The organism is Vogesella mureinivorans (assembly GCF_007644035.1).
Classification (GTDB): Bacteria; Pseudomonadota; Gammaproteobacteria; order Burkholderiales; family Chromobacteriaceae; genus Vogesella; species Vogesella mureinivorans.
This window is the reverse complement of sequence record NZ_VMTV02000178.1, coordinates 96,524-118,002: the sequence shown is the minus strand read 5'-3', so window position 1 is coordinate 118,002 and position 21,479 is coordinate 96,524. Positions and strand designations below refer to the sequence as shown.

General features: G+C 64.1%; 20 protein-coding genes, 1 pseudogene and 2 riboswitches. Of the genes and pseudogenes, 10 read left to right on the top strand and 11 right to left on the bottom strand.

Annotation, left to right across the window (positions count from 1 at the left end):
• Window positions 1–70: 70 nt before the first annotated feature.
• Window positions 71–1,081: a nucleoid-associated protein gene (locus FLQ44_RS06870; RefSeq protein ID WP_147684831.1), complete on the top strand. Its 1,011-nt coding sequence runs from the start codon at window positions 71–73 to the stop codon at window positions 1,079–1,081.
• 95 nt (window positions 1,082–1,176) lie between these two features.
• On the opposite strand, the gene FLQ44_RS06865 is transcribed toward FLQ44_RS06870, so the two are convergent.
• The 3 genes from FLQ44_RS06865 to FLQ44_RS24565 form a co-directional block, all read right to left on the bottom strand.
• Window positions 1,177–1,809, bottom strand: a complete 633-nt coding sequence (locus FLQ44_RS06865; protein WP_147693721.1) for a helix-turn-helix transcriptional regulator — start codon at window positions 1,807–1,809, stop codon at window positions 1,177–1,179.
• 80 nt (window positions 1,810–1,889) lie between these two features.
• On the bottom strand, window positions 1,890–2,858 hold the full coding sequence (locus FLQ44_RS06860) for an ornithine cyclodeaminase family protein (RefSeq protein ID WP_147693719.1): 969 nt from the start codon (window positions 2,856–2,858) through the stop codon (window positions 1,890–1,892).
• Window positions 2,859–2,893: 35 nt separating this feature from the next.
• Entirely contained in the window at window positions 2,894–3,028 is a 135-nt protein-coding gene (locus tag FLQ44_RS24565) for a hypothetical protein (RefSeq protein ID WP_276607832.1), read from the bottom strand.
• Here FLQ44_RS24565 and FLQ44_RS06855 point away from each other — a divergent pair.
• Together FLQ44_RS06855 and FLQ44_RS06850 are read left to right on the top strand one after the other, a co-directional pair.
• On the top strand, window positions 3,027–3,809 hold the full coding sequence (locus FLQ44_RS06855; protein WP_147693717.1) for a transporter substrate-binding domain-containing protein: 783 nt from the start codon (window positions 3,027–3,029) through the stop codon (window positions 3,807–3,809). The two genes, FLQ44_RS24565 and FLQ44_RS06855, sit on opposite strands and share 2 nt — an antisense overlap.
• 112 nt (window positions 3,810–3,921) lie before the next feature.
• The gene (locus tag FLQ44_RS06850; RefSeq protein WP_147693715.1) at window positions 3,922–5,163 is read left to right on the top strand and encodes an NAD(P)/FAD-dependent oxidoreductase; all 1,242 of its coding nucleotides are present in this window, start codon (window positions 3,922–3,924) and stop codon (window positions 5,161–5,163) included.
• A gap of 88 nt (window positions 5,164–5,251) precedes the next feature.
• Here FLQ44_RS06850 and FLQ44_RS06845 read toward each other — a convergent pair whose 3' ends face one another.
• The 4 genes from FLQ44_RS06845 to FLQ44_RS06830 all read right to left on the bottom strand — a co-directional run bounded on the left by FLQ44_RS06845 (window position 5,252) and on the right by FLQ44_RS06830 (window position 9,666).
• The gene (locus FLQ44_RS06845) at window positions 5,252–6,652 is read right to left on the bottom strand and encodes an L-serine ammonia-lyase (RefSeq protein ID WP_147693713.1); all 1,401 of its coding nucleotides are present in this window, start codon (window positions 6,650–6,652) and stop codon (window positions 5,252–5,254) included.
• A 164-nt stretch (window positions 6,653–6,816) separates the two neighbouring features.
• Window positions 6,817–8,073 carry a serine hydroxymethyltransferase gene (glyA, locus tag FLQ44_RS06840; RefSeq protein ID WP_147693712.1) on the bottom strand — a complete coding sequence of 419 codons (1,257 nt, stop codon included), beginning with the start codon at window positions 8,071–8,073 and terminating at the stop codon, window positions 6,817–6,819.
• A 148-nt stretch (window positions 8,074–8,221) separates the two neighbouring features.
• Window positions 8,222–8,313, bottom strand: a riboswitch (glycine riboswitch).
• A 1-nt stretch (window position 8,314) separates the two neighbouring features.
• Window positions 8,315–8,402, bottom strand: a riboswitch (glycine riboswitch).
• 170 nt (window positions 8,403–8,572) lie between these two features.
• Window positions 8,573–9,022, bottom strand: a complete 450-nt coding sequence (locus tag FLQ44_RS06835) for a nuclear transport factor 2 family protein (protein WP_147693710.1) — start codon at window positions 9,020–9,022, stop codon at window positions 8,573–8,575.
• A complete protein-coding gene (locus tag FLQ44_RS06830; RefSeq protein WP_147693709.1) occupies window positions 9,019–9,666 on the bottom strand; it encodes an NAD(P)-dependent oxidoreductase in 648 nt (215 codons plus the stop codon). The genes FLQ44_RS06835 and FLQ44_RS06830 overlap by 4 nt, the downstream gene beginning before the upstream one ends.
• Window positions 9,667–9,770: 104 nt before the next feature.
• On the opposite strand from FLQ44_RS06830, the gene FLQ44_RS06825 reads away from it, so the two are divergent.
• The 5 genes from FLQ44_RS06825 (at window position 9,771) to FLQ44_RS06805 (ending at window position 15,612) form a co-directional block, all read left to right on the top strand.
• Window positions 9,771–10,652 carry a LysR family transcriptional regulator gene (locus FLQ44_RS06825; protein WP_147693707.1) on the top strand — a complete coding sequence of 294 codons (882 nt, stop codon included), beginning with the start codon at window positions 9,771–9,773 and terminating at the stop codon, window positions 10,650–10,652.
• Between the two features lie 344 nt (window positions 10,653–10,996).
• Entirely contained in the window at window positions 10,997–12,865 is a 1,869-nt protein-coding gene (locus FLQ44_RS06820) for a methyl-accepting chemotaxis protein (RefSeq protein ID WP_240801201.1), read from the top strand.
• Between the two features lie 140 nt (window positions 12,866–13,005).
• A complete protein-coding gene (gene mmuM, locus FLQ44_RS06815; RefSeq protein ID WP_147693706.1) occupies window positions 13,006–13,953 on the top strand; it encodes a homocysteine S-methyltransferase in 948 nt (315 codons plus the stop codon).
• 192 nt (window positions 13,954–14,145) lie between these two features.
• Complete coding sequence (locus FLQ44_RS06810; RefSeq protein WP_147693704.1) at window positions 14,146–14,784, top strand: YitT family protein; 639 nt, start codon at window positions 14,146–14,148, stop codon at window positions 14,782–14,784.
• 192 nt (window positions 14,785–14,976) lie between these two features.
• Complete coding sequence (locus tag FLQ44_RS06805; RefSeq protein WP_147693702.1) at window positions 14,977–15,612, top strand: YitT family protein; 636 nt, start codon at window positions 14,977–14,979, stop codon at window positions 15,610–15,612.
• A 68-nt stretch (window positions 15,613–15,680) separates the two neighbouring features.
• On the opposite strand, the gene dbpA is transcribed toward FLQ44_RS06805, so the two are convergent.
• A complete protein-coding gene (gene dbpA / locus FLQ44_RS06800) occupies window positions 15,681–17,063 on the bottom strand; it encodes an ATP-dependent RNA helicase DbpA (RefSeq protein ID WP_147693700.1) in 1,383 nt (460 codons plus the stop codon).
• Window positions 17,064–17,434: 371 nt separating this feature from the next.
• Window positions 17,435–18,988: a flavin monoamine oxidase family protein gene (locus FLQ44_RS06795; RefSeq protein WP_206208707.1), complete on the bottom strand. Its 1,554-nt coding sequence runs from the start codon at window positions 18,986–18,988 to the stop codon at window positions 17,435–17,437.
• Between the two features lie 146 nt (window positions 18,989–19,134).
• Between FLQ44_RS06795 and FLQ44_RS06790 the strand changes: the two genes are divergently transcribed.
• Window positions 19,135–19,890, top strand: a complete 756-nt coding sequence (locus tag FLQ44_RS06790; protein WP_170252858.1) for a substrate-binding periplasmic protein — start codon at window positions 19,135–19,137, stop codon at window positions 19,888–19,890.
• Between the two features lie 5 nt (window positions 19,891–19,895).
• On the opposite strand, the gene FLQ44_RS06785 is transcribed toward FLQ44_RS06790, so the two are convergent.
• Together FLQ44_RS06785 and FLQ44_RS06780 are read right to left on the bottom strand one after the other, a co-directional pair.
• Window positions 19,896–20,468, bottom strand: a complete 573-nt coding sequence (locus FLQ44_RS06785) for a DNA-3-methyladenine glycosylase I (RefSeq protein WP_147693697.1) — start codon at window positions 20,466–20,468, stop codon at window positions 19,896–19,898.
• Window positions 20,461–20,688 (bottom strand): annotated as a pseudogene (locus FLQ44_RS06780) (TfoX/Sxy family protein); the annotation flags it as partial. The gene FLQ44_RS06785 and the pseudogene FLQ44_RS06780, both read right to left, overlap by 8 nt.
• Before the next feature lie 98 nt (window positions 20,689–20,786).
• Here FLQ44_RS06780 and FLQ44_RS06775 point away from each other — a divergent pair.
• Entirely contained in the window at window positions 20,787–21,365 is a 579-nt protein-coding gene (locus FLQ44_RS06775; RefSeq protein ID WP_147693694.1) for an ANTAR domain-containing response regulator, read from the top strand.
• The last annotated feature ends 114 nt before the right edge of the window (window positions 21,366–21,479 follow it).

The following is a 21,479-nucleotide window of genomic DNA, read 5'->3' as shown; positions in this document are numbered from 1 at the left end:
CCGGGCGGCGCCAAGGCCGCCGGATGTGCGATAATCCCCACCCGTTTTTCAGCCCTGAACAGGAAGCATCATGCAGATAACCGAAGCCCGCGTAGAACGCCTCGTGGTACACCGTGTTGGCAACCCGGCCCGCAGCGAGCCGCTGCAGCTGTCCGGCAAGGCCACCCAGGTGGACGAGGGCGTGTCGGCGCTGATTCTGGACGGCTACCTGAAGGGCATTGTGTCCGACAAGAAAAAGTACCAGTTCTACCACGAGAGCGATCTGAACCTGAACGAGCTGTACCACTACAGCCGCCAGTTCTTCCGTGGCGAGGCCGACCTGCTGGAAGTGTCGCAGCGCATTGCCAAGCACCTGTACGCCCGCTCGCAGCACCCCAACATCATGGCCGGCGACCTGCTGGTGATTTTGTTTTCCGGCCTGAGTGACGGCGACCGCGAAGTGCGCGCGCTGGGCTTGTTCAAGGCCGAAATCCAGGAAGACTTCCTTACCATCGTGGAAAGTGGCGAGGTGTTCGACATCAGCCACGCCAGCGGCATCAACCCGCGCCTGATCGACAAAGGCGCGCTGCTGCTGGAACACGGCCCGCTGTTGTACGCGGTAGACCGCCAGGGCAACGAAGCCAAGTTCTGGCTGGACGACTTCCTGCAGGCCATGCGCGTGCCGGATACCAGCACCAGCAGCAAGGTGGTAGCCGAGGTGCTGGAGCAGATCTCGGAAGAAATCGACGACCCGCAAGAGCAGGTGCGCTTCAAGGACGAAGTGATGAACCTGTGCAAGACCGAGCCCGAGCTGTCGCCGCGCCAAATGGGCAGCATGGCCGAGCGTTATGTCGGGTCGGAAGAGGTTGGCCGCTTGTTTGATAACGCTGCCGAAAGCTATGGCTTCTCGCTGGAAAGCGACGCGCCGCTACCGGCGCAGTCGGTGGCCAAACGCCTGGAAAAAAGCTGGAGCAAAGTGGGCATCGGCCACGGTGTCAGCCTGCTGCTGCCATCCGACCTGAGCCTGCAGAACGTACGCAGCGTAAAGGGCGAAAACGGCGAACTGACGCTGACGCTGTTTTTGCAGCAGAAGGAAGACTGAGCCGCGCTCATCCCGCCTGACAAAAAGCCCACCGCATGCGGTGGGCTTTTTGCTGCCTGCGGCCAATCTTTGGCCCTTGATTTTGCCGGTGGCGCTTAGCCTTCTTTCAATTCTTTCAGGTACTTGTATACGGTGGCGCGGCCCAGGCCCAGCACATTGGCGATGTAGTGGGTGGCGCTTTTGCCCTGAAACGCCCCCTCGGCGAACAGCGCAGCCACCAGCTCGCGGCGCTGGTCGCGCGTCAGGCCGTTCAGCGCCAGCTGCCGCTGCTGCAGCCAGCCGTGCATGAAGGTATTGATGCGCTCCTGCCAGTCGTCACGGAACAGCTCGGCTGGTTGCTCTACCAGCCCGGCGCCTTTGAGCAGCATGCCCAGCATGCCGTGCATGTCTTCGAACACGGCAATGTTGAAGTTGATGCACATTACCCCCAGGGCCTGCCCGTTGTCGTCGAATAGCACGCTGCTGACGCAGCGCATGCGGCGACCGTCCCAGTTCAGCTTTTCGTAGGGGCCGACAAAGCGGTCGGCAATGGTGCGCTCGATGTCTTCCAGCCCGGATTCGTCGCCGATTTCGCGCCGCGACAGGTTATTGGCCAGGTAGCGCACGCGCTGTTCGGCCAGGTCGTGGATCACCACCTCGGCGTAGGGGAAAAACAGCTTGGCGATACTGTCGGCCAGGTGGGCGTAGCGTGACAGCAGGGGGTCGGTAGGGTGGGCGGCTTGGCTCATGGGTATTGGTTCCGGGCAGAGCCCGCATAGTGCCGCAGCGCGGGGTTGGCCACAAGCGCGGCCAACCTTTTGCCACCGGCTTACGCCGCCTGCTGTACGCGCTGCAGCAGGGCGTGGGCGATGGCGATGTCTTGCAGCCCCATGCCAATGGAGCGGAAGAACACGTGGCGCTGGTAGCCCGGGCGCGGGCAGAGGTTGTTTACCAGCTCGGCCAAGTCGCCGCGGATGGCGTCGGCCTGCCACTGGTGGTGGCGTGCGGCCAACACCATCTCGCCGGCGCGGCTAGGGGTACTGGCGCGGTGGTCGCAGTACACATCCATCTGCGATAGCAGCGCCGGGGCGATCTCGTGTGCCTGGGCCACATTGGTGCTGATCGAGGTAATCAGTGCCGGTTTTTTTAGCGCGGCTACGTCCAGTACCGGGCTGCCGGACGAGGTGCACAGCATGATTACGTCGGCATCTGCCGCGGCGGCCTCGGCCGAGGTAGCCAGCTCGATGCGGGTATCCATTGCCAGCAGCTGCGCTTGCAGCGCGCTGTCGGCGGCCAGGCCGGGGGCAAATACGCGGATGCGCTGCCACGGCCGCAGCGCCAGTACATGGCGCAGATGCGCCTGGCCGACGGCGCCGCAGCCTATCAGCGCCAGCTGGCGGCTATCGGGGCGGGCTAGCTGTTCTACTGCCAGGGCGGTGGTGCCGGCGGTGCGCTCTACGGTGAGCAGGCTGGCGTCGCAAAACAGCAGCGGCTGGCCGGTCTGCATCGAAAACAGGCTGGTCCAGGCGGTAACCAGTGGCTTGCCACCGGTCACGATATAGGGCGACAGCTTGGCGCCAAACAGCTGCTGGCTGGCCAGCACGCCCTGGTAGGTAATCATGTCGCCGGCATTGCCGGGGAACAGGGTAAGCGTTTGCGGCGGCTGCACCGCCTGGCCCTGGCCCAGTGCGGCAAACAGCTGCTGCAAGATCTGGCGCACCGGCAGGTAGGGCAGGTGCGGGCGGATGGCGTCGGCGTTCAGTACGGCGGGGGCAGCGTGGTGGTCGATGGCGTGCATGGTGTCTGTGGGTGCGGGGTCTCGATGGCCACAGCTTAGCGATCAAGAAAAAAATTGTCCACGATGGAAATTTTATCTATTCTTGCCGGCAAGCGGCCAACTCGTGCCGCCACCCGCTGCCGGTAGCCTGCCGGCGCGGCCATACCGGACCAGGCCAGGAGAAACATCATGAACAAAACCCGCGCAGCTAGCCGCTATCTGCTCCCCCTTATTGCCTTGCTGGCCGGCCCGGCGCTGGCGGGTGGCCAGGCCATCCGCATGGGGCTGGAGCCGTTTTACGCACCGTTTGAAAGCAAGCTGCCCGACGGCAAACTGGTGGGCTTCGATATCGAGGTGGGCAACGCCATCTGCGAGCGCCTGGCCGCCAAGTGCAGCTATGTGGAAACCTCGTTCGAGGGGCTGATCCCCGGCCTGAAGGCCCGCAAGTTCGAGGTGATCAACTCGGCCATGAACATTACCGCCAAGCGCCGCGAATCCATCGACTTCACCGTGCCCATCTACATCGTGCCCATCCAGATGGTGGCGCGGCGCGACAGCCCGCTGCTGCCCACCGTGGCCGCGCTGAAAGGCAAAGCAGTGGGCGTGCTGCAGGGCGCCACGCAGGAGGACTTTGTGCGCAAACACTGGGAACATCAGGGCGTGAAGGTGGTGGCCTACCGTGACCAGAGCCAGATCTACCTAGACCTGGCGGCCGGCCGCCTGGATGCCTCGGTACAAGAAGGGCAGAATGCGCAGGAAGGCTTTCTGGACAAGCCGCAGGGCAAGGCATTCGAGTTCAAGGGCAAGATACTGAGCGACTTTGCCACGCTGGGTGAGGGCACCGGCCTGGGCGTGCGCAAGGGCGACCCGCTGAAAGCCGAGCTGGACAAGGCTATTCGCTCGCTGAAGCAGGATGGCACCCTGAGCCGCCTGTCGCAGAAGTACTTCAAGCGTGACATCATCGCCCAATAAGTTTTTTACCCGCCCGGCTACCCGCCGGGTGGCGGTGCGCCAGGCTTGGCCGCCGCCAGTTCATTATCGCCGCGGCCAACCCTGGCGCGGCAGCAGGAAGGCAACAAGCAGCATGGATGCAGATGTAATCGTACTGGGTGCCGGCATGGTCGGCGTATCGGCAGCACTGGCGCTGCAGCAGCGTGGCCGCCAGGTATGGCTGCTGGACCGCCGTGCGCCGGGCGAGGAAACCAGCCACGGCAACGCCGGCCTGCTGGAGCGGGCGGCGGTGATCCCGTATGGTTTTCCGCGCCAGCTATCGTCGGTGCTGCGCCTGGCGGCCAACCGCTCGCCCGATGTGCGTTACCACCCTGCCACGCTGCCGTCCTACGCTGGCTGGCTGTGGCAGTACTGGCGCGAGTCGGCACCGGCCAGGCTGGCTGCCACCGGCCGCGCCATGCTGCCCTTGCTGGAAGCCTGCCTGCCCGAACACGACGCCTGGATTCGCGCCGCCGGTGTGACCGAGCTGCGCCGTAGCGAGGGACTGCTGGAAGCCTGGCGTGGCGAAGCCACATTTTTTGACGAAGCGGCCAACGCCCAGCGTATCGCCCGAGAATACGGCCTGGGTCTCACCGTGCTGGACGCCGCGGCGCTGCGCCAGGCCGAGCCGGGGCTGGGGCAGGGTTTTAGCGGGGCGATTCACTGGCACGACCCGCACAGCATCCGCGACCCTGGCGCGCTGGTGCGCGGCTACGCTGCCTATTTTCAGACACTGGGCGGGGTACTCAAACAGTGCGCGGTGAAGAGCCTGCGCCAAGCGGGTAGCGGCTGGCAGGTGCTTACCGATAGTGGGGTGTTAAGTGCCCGCGAGGTGGTGCTGGCCATGGGGCCGTGGTCGGACGATGTCTTTACGCCGCTGGGCTACTGTATTCCGCTACAGGTAAAACGCGGCTATCACATGCATTATCACGCCAGCGGGCCTGGCCTGCAGCGCACCGTGGTGGACATGGAAAACAGCTTTCTGGTGGCGCCAATGGCACGTGGCCTGCGCCTGGCTACCGGCGTGGAGCTGGCCCGCCGCGATGCACCCCCCACGCCAAACCAGCTGGCGCAGGCCGAGGCGCTGGCGCAGGGCCTGTTTCCGCTGGGGCCACGGGTGGATGCCGAGCCGTGGGTAGGCTGCCGCCCGTGCCTGCCGGACATGCGCCCGGTGATCGGCGCCGCGCCGCGCCACCCGGGCTTGTGGTTCAGCTTTGGCCACAGCCACCTGGGGCTGACGCTGGGACCGGTATCGGGGCGCCTGCTGGCCGAGATGATGCTGGGCGAGCGGCCGTTTACCGACCCCGCGCCGTACTCGCCAGCGCGCTTTGTCTGAGTGGGCTGCGTAGATCAAGTTACAAGGGTCTGTCCCGCCGTGCGGCGGGACAGACCCTTGTGCCATGTGTTGCGGCCAACCCTGGCGATCAGCACTCCACAATATTTACCGGCACCTCGATCACATTGATCGCCAGGCCGCCGCGTGCGGTTTCCTTGTACTTGGTGCTCATGTCGCGGCCGGTGTCGCGCATGGTCTTGATCACGCGGTCCAGCGACACAAAGTGCTGGCCGTCGCCGCGCAGCGCCATGCGCGCGGCGTTGATGGCCTTGATCGACGCCATGGCATTGCGCTCGATGCACGGCACTTGCACCAGGCCGCCTACCGGGTCGCAGGTCAGGCCCAGGTTGTGTTCCATGCCGATTTCGGCGGCGTTTTCCACTTGCTCCGGCGTACCGCCCAGCACTTCGGCCAGGCCGCCGGCCGCCATGGAACAGGCCGAGCCTACCTCGCCCTGGCAGCCTACCTCGGCACCCGAGATCGAGGCGTTCAGCTTGAACAGGATGCCGATGGCGCCAGCGGTCAGCAAAAAGCGCACGATGCCGTCATCGTTGGCCGCAGGGATAAAGCGGGCGTAGTAGTGCATCACCGCCGGGATGATGCCGGCTGCACCGTTGGTGGGGGCGGTCACCACGCGGCCACCGGCGGCGTTTTCTTCATTCACTGCCAGCGCGTACAGGTTGACCCAGTCCATGACCGTGAGCGGGTCGCGCAGCGCGGCTTCTGGCGACGCCAGCAGCTTCTGGTACATGTCGGCGGCGCGGCGCTTTACTTTCATGCCGCCCGGCAGAATGCCTTCGCGCTCGCAGCCGCGCTTCACGCAGCTTTGCATGACATGCCAGATATTCAGCAGGCCGGCGCGTATTTCTTCTTCGCTGCGCCAGGCCAGCTCGTTTTCCAGCATGATCTGGCTGATGGATTTGCCGTGGCGCTGGCACAGCGCCAGCAGCTCGGCACCGGTCTTGAACGGGTGCTTCAGCTCGGTGACGCCCGGCGGGGTGAAGCCGGCGTCGATGGCGGCTTCGTCTACCACAAAACCGCCGCCTACCGAGTAATAGGCGCGCTTGGACAGGCTGTCACCGTTGGCCGCAAACGCTTCGAAAATCATGCCGTTGGGGTGGTAGGGCAGTGCCTTGCGCTTGTGCAGGATCAGGTGCTCGCCCTCGACAAAGGGCACCACGTGGCTGCCCAGCAGGCGGATGGCTTTGTCGGCGCGGATGGCGGCCAACATGCCGTCTACCGCGTCGGTGTCCACCAGGTCGGGGTATTCGCCCTGCAGGCCCAGCAGCACGGCGGTATCGGTGCCGTGGCCTTTGCCGGTAGCGCCCAGCGAGCCGAACATTTCGGCCTTCACGCTGGCGGTGGCGGCAAGCAGGCCGTCTTTTTCCAGCCGGGCCACAAACTGGCGTGCGGCACGCATGGGGCCGACGGTGTGGGAGCTGGACGGGCCAATGCCGATCTTGAACAGGTCGAATACGCTGATAGCCATGCTGCTTCTCTTTTTATGGTGCGGGCGCGGGTGGCGCCTCGGGTGTTGTCTGTCCGGCCGTGTGGGCCGTGGTGTGTGGGTGCTGCCCAGGCAGCGGCGGCATTGTACTGAGCAATGCCGCCGCTGTGTGGACTACCGATGCTGCAATGCAGCTGGGGCCGGCGTTAGCGGTAAACCGGGAAGGCCGCGCACAGCTCGGCCACCTGGCGGCGTACGCGGGCGGCGACCTCTGCATTATCGATATCGTCCAGGATGTCGCTTACCCAGTGGGCAACCTGGCCCGCCTCGGCTACACCGAAACCCCGGCTGGTGATGGCCGGGGTGCCGATGCGGATGCCGCTGGTCACAAACGGGCTTTGCGGGTCGTTCGGCACCGCGTTCTTGTTGACGGTAATGCAGGCCGCCCCCAGTGCCGCGTCGGCGGCCTTGCCGGTGATGCCCTTGTCGATGAGGCTCAGCAAGAACAGGTGGTCGTCGGTTTTGCCCGATACCACGGTATAGCCGCGCTGCTGAAACACCGCCACCATGGCGCGGGCGTTATCCAGCACCTGCTGCTGGTAGGTTTTGAATTCGGGTTGCAGCGCTTCCAGAAACGCCACCGCCTTGGCGGCGATTACGTGCATCAGCGGGCCGCCCTGGATGCCGGGGAACACTAGCGACTGCAGCTTTTTCACCAGGGTTTCGTCCGGGTTAGCCGCCAGAATCAGGCCGCCGCGCGGGCCGCGCAGGGTTTTGTGGGTGGTGGTGGTCACCACGTGGGCGTGCGGCAGCGGGCTGGGGTAGAGCCCGGCGGCTACCAGGCCGGCCACGTGCGCCATGTCCACGAACAGCCAGGCGCCCACGCTGTCGGCTATCTGGCGCATGCGCGCCCAGTCCACCACCAGTGAGTAGGCAGAGAAACCGGCTACCAGCATTTTGGGCTGATGCTCGGTGGCCAGCCGTTGCACTTCGTCGTAATCAATCGCACCCGTGTCGGTATCAATGCCGTACTGCACGGCTTTGTAGATCTTGCCGGAGAAATTGACGCTGGCGCCGTGGGTCAGGTGGCCGCCATGGGCCAGGCTCATGCCCAGGATGGTGTCACCCGGCTGCAGCAGCGCCATGTACACGGCGGCGTTGGCCTGGCTGCCGGAGTGCGGCTGCACGTTGGCGTAGTGGGCGCCAAACAGCTGGCAGGCGCGGTCGATGGCCAGCTGCTCTACCACGTCCACGTGCTCGCAGCCGCCGTAGTAGCGCTTGCCGGGGTAGCCTTCGGCGTACTTGTTGGTGAGCTGGGTGCCCTGCGCCTGCATCACGCGCGGGCTGGTGTAGTTTTCCGAGGCAATCAGCTCGATGTGGTCTTGCTGGCGCCGGGTTTCGGCCTGGATGGCGGCCCACAGGGCGTCGTCGAAACCGGCAATCTGCATGTCTTGCGTAAACATATCTCTCTCCATGGCGTGTCTGGCTGCAGTTGCAGCCGCGTGCATGGCTCTTTGGCGGGGTGCCCAGGGTGCCGCGTGGCGGCATGGGCGGGCAGGGCATGGCTGGGACGCAGGCGATGGCACCCGCCCGGCCATGCCGGACGATGCCCCCTCTGTCCCTTTTGCCTGAGATATTGCGGTGCGGGCGCACCGTGTGTCCTTCGGCGAGGCGGCGTTGCGGCCAACCTTCTCTCCAGAGTGCCGGACACACACAGTTCTTTTGCCTGAGAGTTTCTGGGGCGATTCCCCTTCGGCGCTGCCGCGTGGGCAGTCTCTCCTGTGTGTGCGGCGCGGTGCGGCGGGGCGGGGCCCTGCCGTGTCACGCGTGGCTTGCAGAATCTAGAAGACCTGACGCGCTGGTGTCAATGCGTGGCGGGTATTTATCGATGTGCAAACGCAGCAAAACGCCGCCCCTTGCACGGGGCAAGCAGGGCGGCGTGAGGCGTGTTTTGCCGGCGGGCTAGAACATGCCGTTGCCGTTGGCATCCTGTGCGGGTACCGGCTGGATCACGTCCCAGTGCTCGGCAATCTTGCCATCGGCCACGCGGAAGATATCCACCACCGCCACACCGCGCTCGCCGGGTTTGTCCTGGCTGTGCACGTGCAGCATCACCAGGTCGCCATCGGCCAGCACACGCTTGATGCTGGCGCGGCTTTGCGGGGTATTGGCGCGAATCCAGCGCACGTAGTCTTGCAGCGGCGCGATGCCGTTGGCGACTTCCGGGTTGTGCTGGATATAGCCGGGTGCCAGATACGTGGCTGCCTGTTCGGCATCCAGCTTGCTGAAGGCGGCGTCGTAAAAAGCCAGTACCAAGGCCTTGTTGGCGTCTTCGCGCGGGCCGGCCAGTGCCGGCTGGGCAGCGCTGGCCAGGCCTGCGGCCAAGGTGGCGGCGATCAGCAGGCGCTTCATTTGGCGGCGGCCACGGTAAAGCGCTGGCGGTGGTGGCGGGCTTGTTCGGCCTCGTCCACGATGGCCACGGCCAGGTCGGCCACGCTGATGCCTGCCGGTGCGTCGCCGTCCATCAGCAGTTCGTTGGCGCCCAGCTGGTATTGGCCGCTGCGCTCGCCCGGTGCCAGCAGGGCGGGTGGCGATACGAATACCCAGTCCAGCACGCTTTCGCCTTGCAGCTGGTTCAGTGCCTGGCGGGCACCTTCGGCGCCTTCTTTGTATTCGGCGGGGAAGTGCGGGGTGTCGATCAGCTGCAGGCCCGGTGCCACGTACAGGCTGCCGGCGCCGCCTACCTCGATAAAGCGCGCCACGCCAGCGGCCTTGGTGCCCGCCACGATGGCGTCGTGGCCTTGCAGGAACAGGCTGCGGATATCGGCTTTGTCCCAGCCCGGGTTAAAGGCGCTGATCACCACGTCGTGGCCTGCTACGTCGCGGGCGATGGCGTCGGCGTCGTAAGCGTTGCTGGCTTTCACGGTAAGGTTGGCCGCAGCGGCCATGCGCTCCGGGCGGCTAACCAGTGCGGTGACCTGGTGGCCACGGGCGAGCAGTTCTTGCAGCAGGGCCTGGCCAACAAAACCGCTGGCGCCGATAAGTGCGATGTTCATGCTGTGTCCTTTCGGGTGGGGGAGGGAATGACTGCATGGTAGATCACGCGGTTTCGGCTGATAATCCGCTTTGAAATTCAATCATTGTTAAGCTGAGGTTGGTAATGGACGAGCTACGCAGCATGGCCGTATTTGCCGCCGTGATCGAACACGGCTCCATGAACGCTGCCGGGCGCACGCTGGGCATGACGGCGTCGGCCGTGAGCCAGCACATCAAGCGGCTGGAGCAGCAGCACCAGGTAGCGCTGCTGCACCGGACCACCCGCAAACTCACGCTCACCGAGGCGGGCAGCGTGTTTTACCGCAGCTGCGCCGCCATGTTGGCCGCAGCCAGCCAGGCCAGCGTACAGATGGCCGCGCTGCGCGACGAGCCGGTGGGCGAGCTGCGCATTGCCGCGCCCAGCGGCTTTGCCAGTGGTGTGTTGGGGCAGGCGCTGGCACCGCTGCTGGCGGCCAACCCTGGCCTGAGCCTGCGGCTGTTTTTTCAGGACGAAATGATCGACCTGGTGCAGCACCGTATCGACCTGGCGCTGCGCGCCGGTAACCAGCCCGACTCCACGCTGGTGGCCCGCCATCTTGCCGACTGGCCTTTTGTGCTGGTGGCGTCCCCGGCGTACCTGGCGGCGCGTGGTATGCCCCAGCAGCCTGGCCAGCTATACCAGCACGACTGGATAGGGCTGGAGCAAGAGCACGGGTTGTCGCCGCTGCGCTTGCAGCGGGAGGACGAGATAGAGGTGCTACGCCTGCGCAGCCGTATTGCCAGTAACAGCATGCTGTCGGCGCGGGCGTTTGCGCTGGGTGGCCTGGGCATTGCCATGCAGCCGGCGCCCGAGGTACGTGCCGAATTGCAGGCCGGCGTGCTGCTGCAGGTGCTGCCAGACTGGCAGGCGCCGGTGTTGCCGGTGTACGCCGTGACGCCGCGCCGTGACGTGCTGCCGGCCAAGGTGCGGCACGCTATTGCTTTATTGCAACAATCCATGCACTAGCGATTGACTGTTTATTGTGCATTAATTGACATGTGCATTTAATGAGCACGTAAAAAAACTTGTATGTATTGCAATGTTTGGCTAACAAACAAAAGGGTGTGACCAAATTTAAAGATATCTATGGTCAAAACCGGCCTGCTGGCGCATAAATTCTATAAAAAAGCTTACAAGTGGGGCGGAAACGTTTTTTATGCGGCCCTGAAGGGCATGATTACGTGCCATTTCAACAGTATTTTGTATGCAAGTTGTTTTGTGCTGCTTGGGGAATCTGGCTGGCGTGCTTGGTAGTACCATCCCGCTGTCCGAAAAAACATATCAATAGACATTCAGGGGAAGCTCGAATCATGACACTACGCACGCGCTTGATGATCTTTGTCCTGCTGGTACTCACTACCTTGTCGGTGGTGTTCTGTACCGTGGCGTACTTGAAAATGAGCTCGGCTCTGGAGCAGGAAATCCAGAACGAAATCAAGATGGCGGCTGACAACAAAGTGAGCTTTGTCAGCGAATGGGTGGATAGCCGCCAGAAAATCGTGGGTTCGGTGCTGCCGCGTTTTGGCACCGGCGAGCTGAAGCCCATGCTGGACCAAGCCCGTGACGCCGGTGGCTTCGACGACATGTACGTGGGCCAGCCGGATAAAACCATGACCCAGTTTACCGGTGCCGCCCCGGTGCCGCCGGGCTACGATCCTACCGGCCGCCCGTGGTATGTGGCTGCCAAGGATGCCGCCGGCCCCATCGCCTCGCCACCGTATATCGATGCTGCCACCAAGCGCCCCATCATCACCTTTGCCCAGGCACGTAAAGACGGCGGCCAGCTGGTGGCCGTAGCCGGTGGTGACGTGACCCTGGCACGCGTAGTGCAAGAAGTCACCGCGGCCAAGCTGCCCGGTGATGGCTTTGCCTTCCTGGTCACCGCCGAAGGCGACGTGATTGCCCACCCGCAAAAAGATTCCGGCCTGAAGAAAATCGGCGAAGTGATGCCGGGCTTTGACCTGGGCGCGCTGGGCAAAGATGGCCAGATTCAGGAAGTATCGGTAGACGATGCCACCAGCCTGGTAGCCCTGTACCCTGTGCCGAAAACCAGCTGGCTGTTTGGTGTCGTGGTGCCAAAAGCGGCCGCACTGGCCCCGGTAAAACAGCTGCTGACCGTGATGGCTGGTCTGGCGATAGCGGCACTGCTGCTGGCAGGTGTCCTGGCTTACGCCGGTGTAGCCAAAATGCTGGCGCCGCTGAATGTGCTGCATAAAGCCATGGCCGAAGTGGCCAGCGGCCAGGGTGACCTCACCAAAACCCTGCCGGTAGGCAACCGTGACGAAGTCGGCCAGATCGCCGAAGCATTCAACCAGTTTGTGGCCAAGCTGCGCGAGATGTTCATCACCGTGCGTGACGAATCGGATGCACTGGCACGCGATGCGGCCGACCTGAACCGCGTGGCCGAGCAGATCGCCCAGGATTCGCGCGTGCAGTCCAGCGAGCTGTCGGCTACCGCCGCCACCATCGAGGAAATCACCGTCAGCATTAACCACATTGCCGACCACGTGGGTGAAACCGAGGCGCTGGTATCGCGTTCGCGCAGCAACTCGGTGGAAAGCCACCACGCCATGACCGAAGTAGAGCGCGAGGTGCAGTCCATCCTGCATGCGGTATCGTCGCTGCATGGCGTAATGGGCAGCCTGTCTGGCCAGTCCGAGCAGATCAAGGGCATTGTGGGCGTGATTCGCGATATTGCCGACCAGACCAACCTGCTGGCGCTGAACGCCGCCATCGAGGCAGCCCGTGCCGGCGAAAGCGGCCGCGGCTTTGCCGTGGTAGCCGACGAAGTGCGCAAGCTGGCCGAGCGTACCGCCACCGCCACCGTGCAGATCGCCGAGATGATCGACACCGTGATCCGCCGCACCGGCGAGGCCATTACTCACGCCGATGTCACCAACGAGAAAGTGAGCTCCGGCGTGACCCTGTCGCGTGAAGCGGCCAGCAAGGTAGAAGAGATCAAGCACAGCGCCGAGGAAATCTCCTCGCGCATGAGCGAAATCACCTCGTCCACCGCCGAGCAGGGCGTGGCCACCAACGAAATGGCGCGCAGTGCCGAGCGTGTGAACGTGATGGCGCAGCAAACCGATACCAGCCTGCAAGAAGCCCTGGCCACCATCAATGTGCTGGCTTCCCGTGGCGATGAACTGAAAGCCCTGGTAGCCCGGTTCCGCCTGTAATCGTGGTGGCTGCCAGCAAGCCGGCCTGGCTTATTGGCAGCCTGCCCGCAACCAGACAAACCCTGTTTGCCTTGCAAGCAGGGTTTATTTCAAACACGCGAGCCCCCTTAGCCGGGCTCGCTTCGCATGTAGAGGCAGCTATGCAAGACCCGTTGGCCGCAGTGGCTATTAATGATGTGATCATTCTGGATGGCGCCATGGCGTCCGAGCTGGAGCGCCGTGGCTGCAACCTGAACGACGCGCTGTGGTCGGCGCGTGTGCTGCTGGAAGCGCCCGAGCTGATCCGCCAGGTACATTACGACTACTACGCCGCCGGTGCCGACGTAGCCACCACCGCCAGCTATCAGGCCAGCTTTGAAGGCTTTGCCCAGCGCGGCATTGGCCACGAGCAGGCCGTAGCGCTGATGCAGCAGTCGGTACGCCTGGCGCAAGAAGCGCGCGATGCGTTTTGTGCCGATGCGGCCAACCTGGCCGGCCGCCAGCCGCCGCTGGTAGCCGCCTCGGTGGGCCCGTACGGTGCCATGCTGGCCGACGGTTCCGAATACCGTGGCGGCTACGGCCTGAGCGTGCAGCAGCTGATGGATTTCCACCGCCCGCGTATTGCCGCCCTGTTGGCTGCTGGCCCCGACCTGCTGGCCGGCGAGACCTTCCCCTGCGCCGAAGAAGCGCTGGCGCTGGCCACGCTGCTGCGTGACGAGTTCCCCGACGCGCGCGCCTGGGTCAGTTTTTCGTGCCGCGATGCAGCCAAGCTGAGCGACGGCACCCCGCTGGCCGATGCGGTAGCCGCGCTGGCCGACTTCCCGCAAATAGTGGCGGTGGGCGTGAACTGCACCGCGCCGCGCCACATTGCACCATTATTGGGCGAGGCGGCACGGGTTTCGGGCAAGCGCCTGCTGACTTACCCCAACTCGGGCGAAAGCTACGACGCCACCACCAAAACCTGGCACGGCAGCAGCGATCCTGGCGCCTTTGCCGACGCTGCCCGCCAGTGGCGCGCCGCCGGTGCCGCCTGCATTGGCGGCTGCTGCCGCACCACGCCTGAAGACATCCGCGCGCTAAGCGCCTGGCTGCGCCCGGTTGCCCGCTAGGTCTGCCCGTACCGTTGTTTTCATGTATGCGACAAGGCCCCGCTGCCCGGCGGGGCCTTGTGCGTTTGCGCCGTGCCGCCACCCCAGCGCGGCGCTATGCGCTGGCAAGCTTGTTGCTTATCGAAACATGCGCCAGCCTGCCTACCCGGCAAGCCTGGCGGCTTTGTCCCGATACACCACCACGGTAAGCACATGACTAGCGAAAGCAAGTGCCTGAATGGCGGACACAATCCGCTGGCACATACCTGGCCAGAAGACCTGCTGGCATTCCTGATTGGTACCTCCTTCATCGGCCTGGGCATGGCCATGTTCGCGCAGGCCGGCCTGCTGACCGGTGGCACCGCCGGCGTGGCGTTCCTGCTGCATTACTACAGCGGTGCCTCGTTTGCCTGGCTGTTTTTCCTGATCAACCTGCCGTTTTACTGGCTGGCGCTGCGCCATATGGGGCGTGCCTTCACGCTGCGCACCTTTGTGGCGGTGGCGCTGGTGTCGCTGTTTTCCAGCCTGCACCGCACGCTGTTTCCGTTTGCCGGGGCGCTTAACCCGTATTACACCGGCCTGCTGGGGGGCTTGCTGATCGGCATGGGCGTGATTGCGCTGTTTCGCCACAAGGCCAGCGTGGGCGGGGTGAACATCCTGGCGCTATACGTGCAGCAGCGTTATGGCCTGCGTGCGGGCAAGCTGCAGTTCGGTTTTGACCTGCTGGTGATGGCCAGCGCGCTGCTGGTAGCAGGTTGGCCGCAGCTGCTGGGGTCCCTGATCGGCGCGGCGGCCATGAGCCTGGTGATCGGTTTTTACCACCGGCCCGACCGCTACATTGCCCAGTCTTGACGCGTGGGGTGAAATATTGCGGCCGCGCTTGCTTGTCATGCCATCAATGCGTGTTGCAAGCGCCTGTTTTGATATTGGCGCAATGTTGTTGCCAATGTTTTTGCTTTGGCGATAAGTTAGTGTTTGTTCATTGCGATAATTGGCAGTATTGATAAAATGGCAAAATTGTTGCAACGCAATAGAAAGCCCGACATGAGTGCCACTGCTACCACCCTGACACCCCATAACGACGATCAGCTCAGCCATACCTGGCTGGAAGATGCGCTGGCCATTGTGGTGGGCACGCTGCTGATTTCCTTTGGCGTGGCCATGTTCAAGAGTGCCGGCCTGCTGACCGGCAGCACCGCGGGGCTGGCTTTTCTGCTGCACTACCAGACCGGCGTGCCGTTTGGCGTGGCGTTTTCGCTGATCAACCTGCCGTTTTACTGGCTGGCAGTCAAACGCATGGGCTGGCTGTTTACGCTGAAGACCTTTGTGGCGGTGAGCCTGCTATCGGTGTTTACCAGCCTGCATGGCCAGTTTGCCCATTTTGGCGGGCTGAACCCGTTTTACAGCGGGCTGATTGGCGGCCTGATGATGGGCATGGGTTTTATTGCGCTGTTTCGCCATAAGGCCAGCCTGGGCGGGGTGAACATTCTGGCGCTGTTCCTGCAGGACCGTTACGGCATCCGTGCCGGCAAGCTGCAGCTGGGGGTGGATATGGTCATCCTGCTGGCGTCGCTGTTTCTGGTCAGCGTGCCGGCGTTGCTGGGTTCCATTCTGGGGGCGGCGGCGCTGAATATGGTGATTGCCATGAACCACCGGCCGGATCGTTATATCGGCACCTGAGTTGCGCGCTACCCATGAAAAAACCGGCCAGAGGCCGGTTTTTTTGTGCCATGCCTTACCAGGCCGGCTTATTCCACAAAACGCATCTTGTAGCTCTTGGCCTTGATCTTGCCTGCGCTCAGGCGCTCGAAAGCCTGCTGGGCAATGTGGCGATCCAGCGCCACAAAGGTGTTGAACTCGAACACGGTGATCTTGCCCACCTGTTTGCCATCCACGCCGCCTTCGCCGGTAAGCGCGCCCAGAATGTCGCCCGGGCGCAGCTTTTCGCGTTTGCCGCCGGCAATTTCCAGCATCACCATCGGTGGCTGCAGCGGGCCGCCAGGGGCCGGCTTCAGGTCGGCCAGCTCTTCCCAGGCCAGGTCGGCTTTCTGGTATTCCTCGATGCTGGCGGCGCGGCGCGCGTCGCTCGGGCTGACCAGCGTCAGTGCCAGGCCGTGCTTGTCGCCACGGCCGGTACGGCCGATACGGTGGATGTGTACTTCCGGGTCGTGCGCCACGTCCACGTTGATCACCAGGTCCAGGTCCTTGATGTCCAGGCCACGGGCGGCCACGTCGGTAGCCACCAGCGCGGTGATGGTCTTGCCGGCAAAGCGCGCCAGAATCTGGTCACGGTCGCGCTGTTCCAGCTCGCCGTACAGCGCTTCGGCGCTAAAGCCGGCTTGTTGCAGCTCGGCCACCAGCTCTTTACAGCGCTGTTTGGTATTGCAGAAGGCCAGGGCAGAGGTTGGCCGCACGCTGTGCAGCACGCGGGCGACGATGTCCAGGCGCTGGTCCGGGTCGATCTCGTACCACCATTGCTCGATCTGGCCGGCGTCGTGCAGGGCTTCTACTTTCACCATGTGCGGCTGCTTCATGAACTGTTCGGCCAGCTTGCGGATGTTGTCCGGGTAGGTGGCGCTGAACATCAGCGTCTGGCGGCTACGCGGGCAGGCGCGCACGATGCCGACGATTTCTTCGATAAAGCCCATGTCTACCATGCGGTCGGCTTCGTCCAGTACCAGGGTTTTGACGCCGGCCAGCTCCAGCGTGCCACGCGACAGGTGGTCTTGCAGGCGGCCAGGGGTGCCTACCACGATGTGGGCACCGTGTTCCAGCGAGGCGCGTTGCGGCGCCATGGGCGTACCGCCGCACAGGGTGATGACCTTGATATTGTCGATGCAGCGCGCCAGGCGGCGGATTTCCTGCGCGACCTGGTCGGCCAGCTCGCGTGTGGGGCACAGTACCAGTGCCTGGATGGCAAACCAGCGCGGGTTGATATTGGTGAGCAGACCCAGGCCAAATGCTGCTGTCTTGCCGCTGCCGGTTTTGGCCTGTGCGATCACGTCGCGGCCATCCAGTACGGCTGGCAGGCTTTCTGCCTGGATGGCGGTCATGCTGGTGTAGCCCAGGCTATCGAGGTTGGAAAGCAGGTTTTGCGGCAGTTGCAGGGTGCTGAATTTGGCTTTGTTCACAATGACTTGGCGTGGGTTGATATGGCAAGGCGCGGAGTGTAGCAGGTGGCGGCGCTGCGGCCAACCTTGGGCGCGGTTTTAACGCGATGTACGGCCGGCTGCCCGGCTGGCTGGCCAGGCGCTGGGCATGATCAATCGCAACCATTTCATCAGCACGCTGGCACGGCCGTTTCGCCGCGAGACTTTTGGCCGCAAGCCCCGTCCTGCTTTTATGGGCACCAAGCGGCTGGTGGTGGGCTGCCACCAGCCGCGTGGCGAGCCGTCTTTCGTGGCGCAGCAGCGTGGTGGCAAGGTACTGGCCTACGGTTTCATCATCACCGTGGGTGGTGATTGCGCCGGCGTGGGGCGTGCACCTGCTGGCGCGGGTCTGGTCAGCCCGCCATCTCGCGGGCGGCGCGCAGGCCGGACAAATAGGCACCGTGTACGGTGGCAAAGTGCTGGCGCGAGGTGGCTTCCCCGGCAAAAAACAGCTTGCCTGCCAGTGGTGCGGCCAAGGTGTCGCGCATGGCGGGCGTGCTGCCTACGGCATTAAACGAGTAGGCGCCGCCGGCGTACGGGTCGCTGCGCCAGCGGGTGATCTGCGCGGCGATCGGGGCGGGCGTGTCCGCGCCGAATAGCAGGCGCAGGCGCAGCATGGCGCTGTCGACAATGGCTCGGTCCGGCCAGCCTTCCAGCGTGCGGCTAAACTGCGCGGCATTAAAACCCAGCAGTACGGGTTGGCCGCTGGCCCCGTGCACGTTCAGCCACTCTACCCACTGGCCGCGCTCTGCCAGCGGCGGCAGGTATTCCAGCCAGTCTTGCTGCGGCCAGAACACGCGCTCGAAGCGCAGATAGCATTTGTTGAAATCGCCCACCCCCAGCGCCTGTATCGCCTGGCGATGCGGCGCAGGCAGGCTGGGCGAAAACTGCACGCTACCGGCCTGCAGCACCCCCAGTGGCAGGGTCAGAAGTACGCGGTCGGCCACCCAGTGCCGGCTGGCGCTGTGCACGGTTACGCCCTGGCCGTGCCAGTCCACGCGTTGTACTGCTTGCCCGGTTTCGATGGACAGCCCGCGTGCCAGATAGGTGATTAGCTGGCCAAAACCGCCGGGAAACAGCCTGTCGTCGCCCTTGCCGCCTTCGGCGCTGTCAAACCAGTGTGCCGATAGCTGCTCGCCGCTACCGGCGTATTCCTGTTCTATATCGCTATTCAATACAAACAGCAGCTGGCTGCGCTCGCGCGGCGACAGCCTGGCCCAGCCTAGCTGCTGTTGCAGCACGGCCAGTAGCGGCTGGTCTGCGGGGGCCTGCTGTGCGGTGCGTACCGCGCTGTCCACGCGGCTGCGCCAGGCGGCCAGCTCGCGCTCCAGCGTGGCATCGGCCTCTTCGCCATCGCTGTCGTACAGCACGCTGCGCTCGTAATAGGTGGGGTAGGTGGCAGCACCGGCGGTGCTGGCCAGCTGGGTAAGCGGGTTGCCACGGCTGCCGTGTATCCAGGACGCGCCCAGGTCTAGCGGCAGGCCGGGCCAGGCCTGGCTGGTCCACACCCGCCCGCCCAGGCGGCTGCGGGCTTCCAGTACGGTAACGTGGTGGCCGGCGTCGTGTAGCGCCCGCGCTGCCGCCAGGCCAGCCATGCCGGCGCCCACCACCACAATGCGTTGGCGCTTCGCCGCCGGGGTGGCCAGGGCGGTGCTGGCCAGCGACAGGGCGGCCAGCTGCAGGAAAGTACGCTTGTGCATGGGTGTGCTCCATTGTTTAGCTAGCGGCAGTGTGCCTTGCTGCAGGGTCACGATAAAAACCGCGCCGCGTGTTGGCCGCGGTGCCTTGGCTAGCTGGTTGCAGGCTACATCATGCCGGCTGTCGGCATCAGCAAAGCAGGGGGGCTGCGGCTGGCTATGAAGATGGGATGCGCGGTTTTCGTCTGCTACCGCCGGTGCATCAGGCATATCTTTCCCCGCTGTCTTTGTGTCTGGCATGGCGGGCGGGTGCGGGGGCAAACCGGTGGAAAAAACAATTATCGAAGCCCTAAATGCTTCTGGCGACAGCTTGGGCCGTGGCGTATACCAGCAAGGCTGTACCAAGGAGGGCTGCCATGACGAAGATAAAAAACAGGGGCTTGGCCGGCCATGTGGCCAGGCTAGGGTTGGCCGCAGCGGTGCTGGCGGGGCTGGTATGGCCCGCGCAGGCTACCACGCAGCCATTGCGGGTGTTGTTAAGGGAGAAACCGGTATCCGAGGGCCTGACGGAATCCGGTGCAAGGTTTCAGTCGTCGCTGGGGGCCTTGCTGGCGCAAAAATTGAAACGCCCGGTGCGCTACCTGAGTCTGCCACGCAAGCGCCTGGCCCAGGCACTGCAAGCAGGCAAGGCGGATGTGCTGTGCGGTTATATCCCCGAATGGCTGCCGGGCCCGTTTCGCTGGAGTACGCCGTTTATTGACGTCAGCGATTTGCTGATCAGCAGCACACGGGTGGCGCCGCTGGACAGCATTACCCAGCTGGCCGGCAAGCCTATCGGCACGCTGGGCGGCTACCGTTACCCCAGGGTGGAACAGATCCTGGAGCAGCAGTTTGTGCGCAGCGATAGTGCGTCGGTGAAGGCCAATCTGCAAAAGCTGCTGGCGGGCCGCTACGATTACGCCATCGTGGGTGAGGCGGCGCTACGCTATTACCTGCAGCATGATTTCCCCAAGCTGCCGCTGAACCCGCCGCAGGTGCTGCACCGTGTGCGGGCGCAGTGTGCGCTGTCGCCAGCGTCGCCACTTAGCCTGACACAGCTTAACCAGGCCATCGGCCAGATCCAGCGCGATGGCAGCTACGCCCGGCTGCTGGCGGCCAACCCCTGGCACTGAGCCGCTTACGGGTGCTTGGCCGGGTGGCAGTGGCAGCTTGCCAGGTGGTCGTTGACCACGCCGGTAGCCTGCAGGAAGGCGTAGATCACTGTGCTGCCGACAAAATTCATGCCGGCCTTTTTCAGCGCCTTGCTGATGCTGTCCGATAGCGGCGTGCTGGCCGGGGCCTCTGCCAGCGTGGCCCAGTGGTTTAGCAATGGCTGGCCACCTACCTGCGCCCACAGCCAGGCGGCAAAGCTGCCGTGTTCGCGCTGCATGGCCAGAAACACCCGTGCGTTGCGAATGGCGCTGTTGACCTTTAGCCGGTTGCGCACGATGCCCGGGTCCTGCAGCAGGCGTTCTACATCGGCGTCGGTCATGGCCGCCACCTTCACCGGGTCGAAGTCGTGAAACACGCGGCGGTAGTGCTCGCGCTTGCGCAGAATGGTAATCCACGACAGCCCGGCCTGCGCGCCTTCCAGTATCAGCATCTCGAACAGCTTGTGGTCGTCGTGTACCGGGCGGCCCCACTCGTGGTCGTGGTAGGCCACATACAGCGGGTCGGTGCCGCACCAGCCGCAGCGTATCGGTTCAGTCATGTGTTTTCTCCAGGTCTTCCAGTGCCAGTAACAAAGCCAGGCGGTCTTCGCGGGCGACAGCTTGCCAGCTGCGCCCGCTCAGGGCGCCCTCCAGCGCCCACAGCAGGTTCAAGCTGGCGTGCTGGCCGCTGCGCTTTACCTGCAGGTAGGCTGCCACGGCGCCCAGCTCGCGCAAGTTGGCCACGTCAGTAATGCCCGCAGCCTGCAGCATGTGCTCATGCCGCCAGTGTAGCGCGGCCCTGCTGCCAGCGTGTTGTCAGTGGCATGGCACAGACCTTGCTGCTTTTATGGCTAATACACTCCAAAGACAGGTTACTCATGTTAAGCGTGATGCTGGTCAACGATGGCTCCGGCAAGGCCGCCGCGCTGAAAGAAGCGCTGGCGGCAGCGGGCGTGCGCGTGGTGGCCGAGGTGGCGGCCAACCTGCAGCTGGCCGACATGCTGGCTGCCGCGCGGCCCGACGTGGTGCTGATCGACAGCGACGCACCCTCGCGCGACATGCTGGAGCAGGTGTGCGTGATGGGCGCGCGCCATGGCCAGCCGGTGGTGATGTTTACCGACGACAGCCGCCGCGACACCATCCGCGCAGCGCTGTCGGCCGGGGTGGCGGCCTATGTGGTGGGCAGTGTGGAGGCGGCGCGCATCCAGCCCCTGCTGGAGGTGGCCATCGAGCGCCACCAGCTGGAGCAGACACGGCGTAGCGAGCTGGCTAGCGCCCAGCAGCAGCTGGCCGAGCGCAAGATCATCGAAAAAGCCAAGGGCGTGCTGATGCAGATGAAAAACCTGGACGAGCAGGCTGCCTATAAACAGCTGAGGGAGCGGGCAATGCAGCAGCAAAAACGCCTGGCCGACGTGGCGCAAGAAATCATCAGCCTGGCCGAATGGCTGCAAAGCTGAGCCGCGCTGGTGCGTGGTGCGCTATTGCGGTGCACAAAACCGCGGGCGTGGTAGTAAAAGCAGGTTTTCAGGCTGGCACGACGCTTGCTCATGTGACAGCAGGCGCAAGGTAGC

Excerpts from the sequence above, each read along its gene's own strand:
- FLQ44_RS06860 (WP_147693719.1), bottom strand. The coding sequence starts at position 2,858 with ATGCACGCCATCGACCACCACGCTGCCCCCGCCGTACTGAACGCCGAC.
- glyA (WP_147693712.1), bottom strand. The coding sequence starts at position 8,073 with ATGTTTACGCAAGACATGCAGATTGCCGGTTTCGACGACGCCCTGTGG.
- FLQ44_RS06805 (WP_147693702.1), top strand. The coding sequence starts at position 14,977 with ATGAGTGCCACTGCTACCACCCTGACACCCCATAACGACGATCAGCTC.
- FLQ44_RS06795 (WP_206208707.1), bottom strand. The coding sequence starts at position 18,988 with ATGCCTGATGCACCGGCGGTAGCAGACGAAAACCGCGCATCCCATCTT.
- FLQ44_RS06820 (WP_240801201.1), top strand. The coding sequence starts at position 10,997 with ATGACACTACGCACGCGCTTGATGATCTTTGTCCTGCTGGTACTCACT.
- FLQ44_RS06810 (WP_147693704.1), top strand. The coding sequence starts at position 14,146 with ATGACTAGCGAAAGCAAGTGCCTGAATGGCGGACACAATCCGCTGGCA.
- FLQ44_RS06790 (WP_170252858.1), top strand. The coding sequence starts at position 19,135 with ATGACGAAGATAAAAAACAGGGGCTTGGCCGGCCATGTGGCCAGGCTA.
- FLQ44_RS24565 (WP_276607832.1), bottom strand. The coding sequence starts at position 3,028 with ATGATGTTTCTCCTGGCCTGGTCCGGTATGGCCGCGCCGGCAGGCTAC.
- FLQ44_RS06855 (WP_147693717.1), top strand. The coding sequence starts at position 3,027 with ATGAACAAAACCCGCGCAGCTAGCCGCTATCTGCTCCCCCTTATTGCC.
- FLQ44_RS06775 (WP_147693694.1), top strand. The coding sequence starts at position 20,787 with ATGTTAAGCGTGATGCTGGTCAACGATGGCTCCGGCAAGGCCGCCGCG.
- FLQ44_RS06850 (WP_147693715.1), top strand. The coding sequence starts at position 3,922 with ATGGATGCAGATGTAATCGTACTGGGTGCCGGCATGGTCGGCGTATCG.
- FLQ44_RS06830 (WP_147693709.1), bottom strand. The coding sequence starts at position 9,666 with ATGAACATCGCACTTATCGGCGCCAGCGGTTTTGTTGGCCAGGCCCTG.
- FLQ44_RS06835 (WP_147693710.1), bottom strand. The coding sequence starts at position 9,022 with ATGAAGCGCCTGCTGATCGCCGCCACCTTGGCCGCAGGCCTGGCCAGC.
- FLQ44_RS06870 (WP_147684831.1), top strand. The coding sequence starts at position 71 with ATGCAGATAACCGAAGCCCGCGTAGAACGCCTCGTGGTACACCGTGTT.
- FLQ44_RS06785 (WP_147693697.1), bottom strand. The coding sequence starts at position 20,468 with ATGACTGAACCGATACGCTGCGGCTGGTGCGGCACCGACCCGCTGTAT.
- FLQ44_RS06845 (WP_147693713.1), bottom strand. The coding sequence starts at position 6,652 with ATGGCTATCAGCGTATTCGACCTGTTCAAGATCGGCATTGGCCCGTCC.
- FLQ44_RS06865 (WP_147693721.1), bottom strand. The coding sequence starts at position 1,809 with ATGAGCCAAGCCGCCCACCCTACCGACCCCCTGCTGTCACGCTACGCC.
- mmuM (WP_147693706.1), top strand. The coding sequence starts at position 13,006 with ATGCAAGACCCGTTGGCCGCAGTGGCTATTAATGATGTGATCATTCTG.
- FLQ44_RS06825 (WP_147693707.1), top strand. The coding sequence starts at position 9,771 with ATGGACGAGCTACGCAGCATGGCCGTATTTGCCGCCGTGATCGAACAC.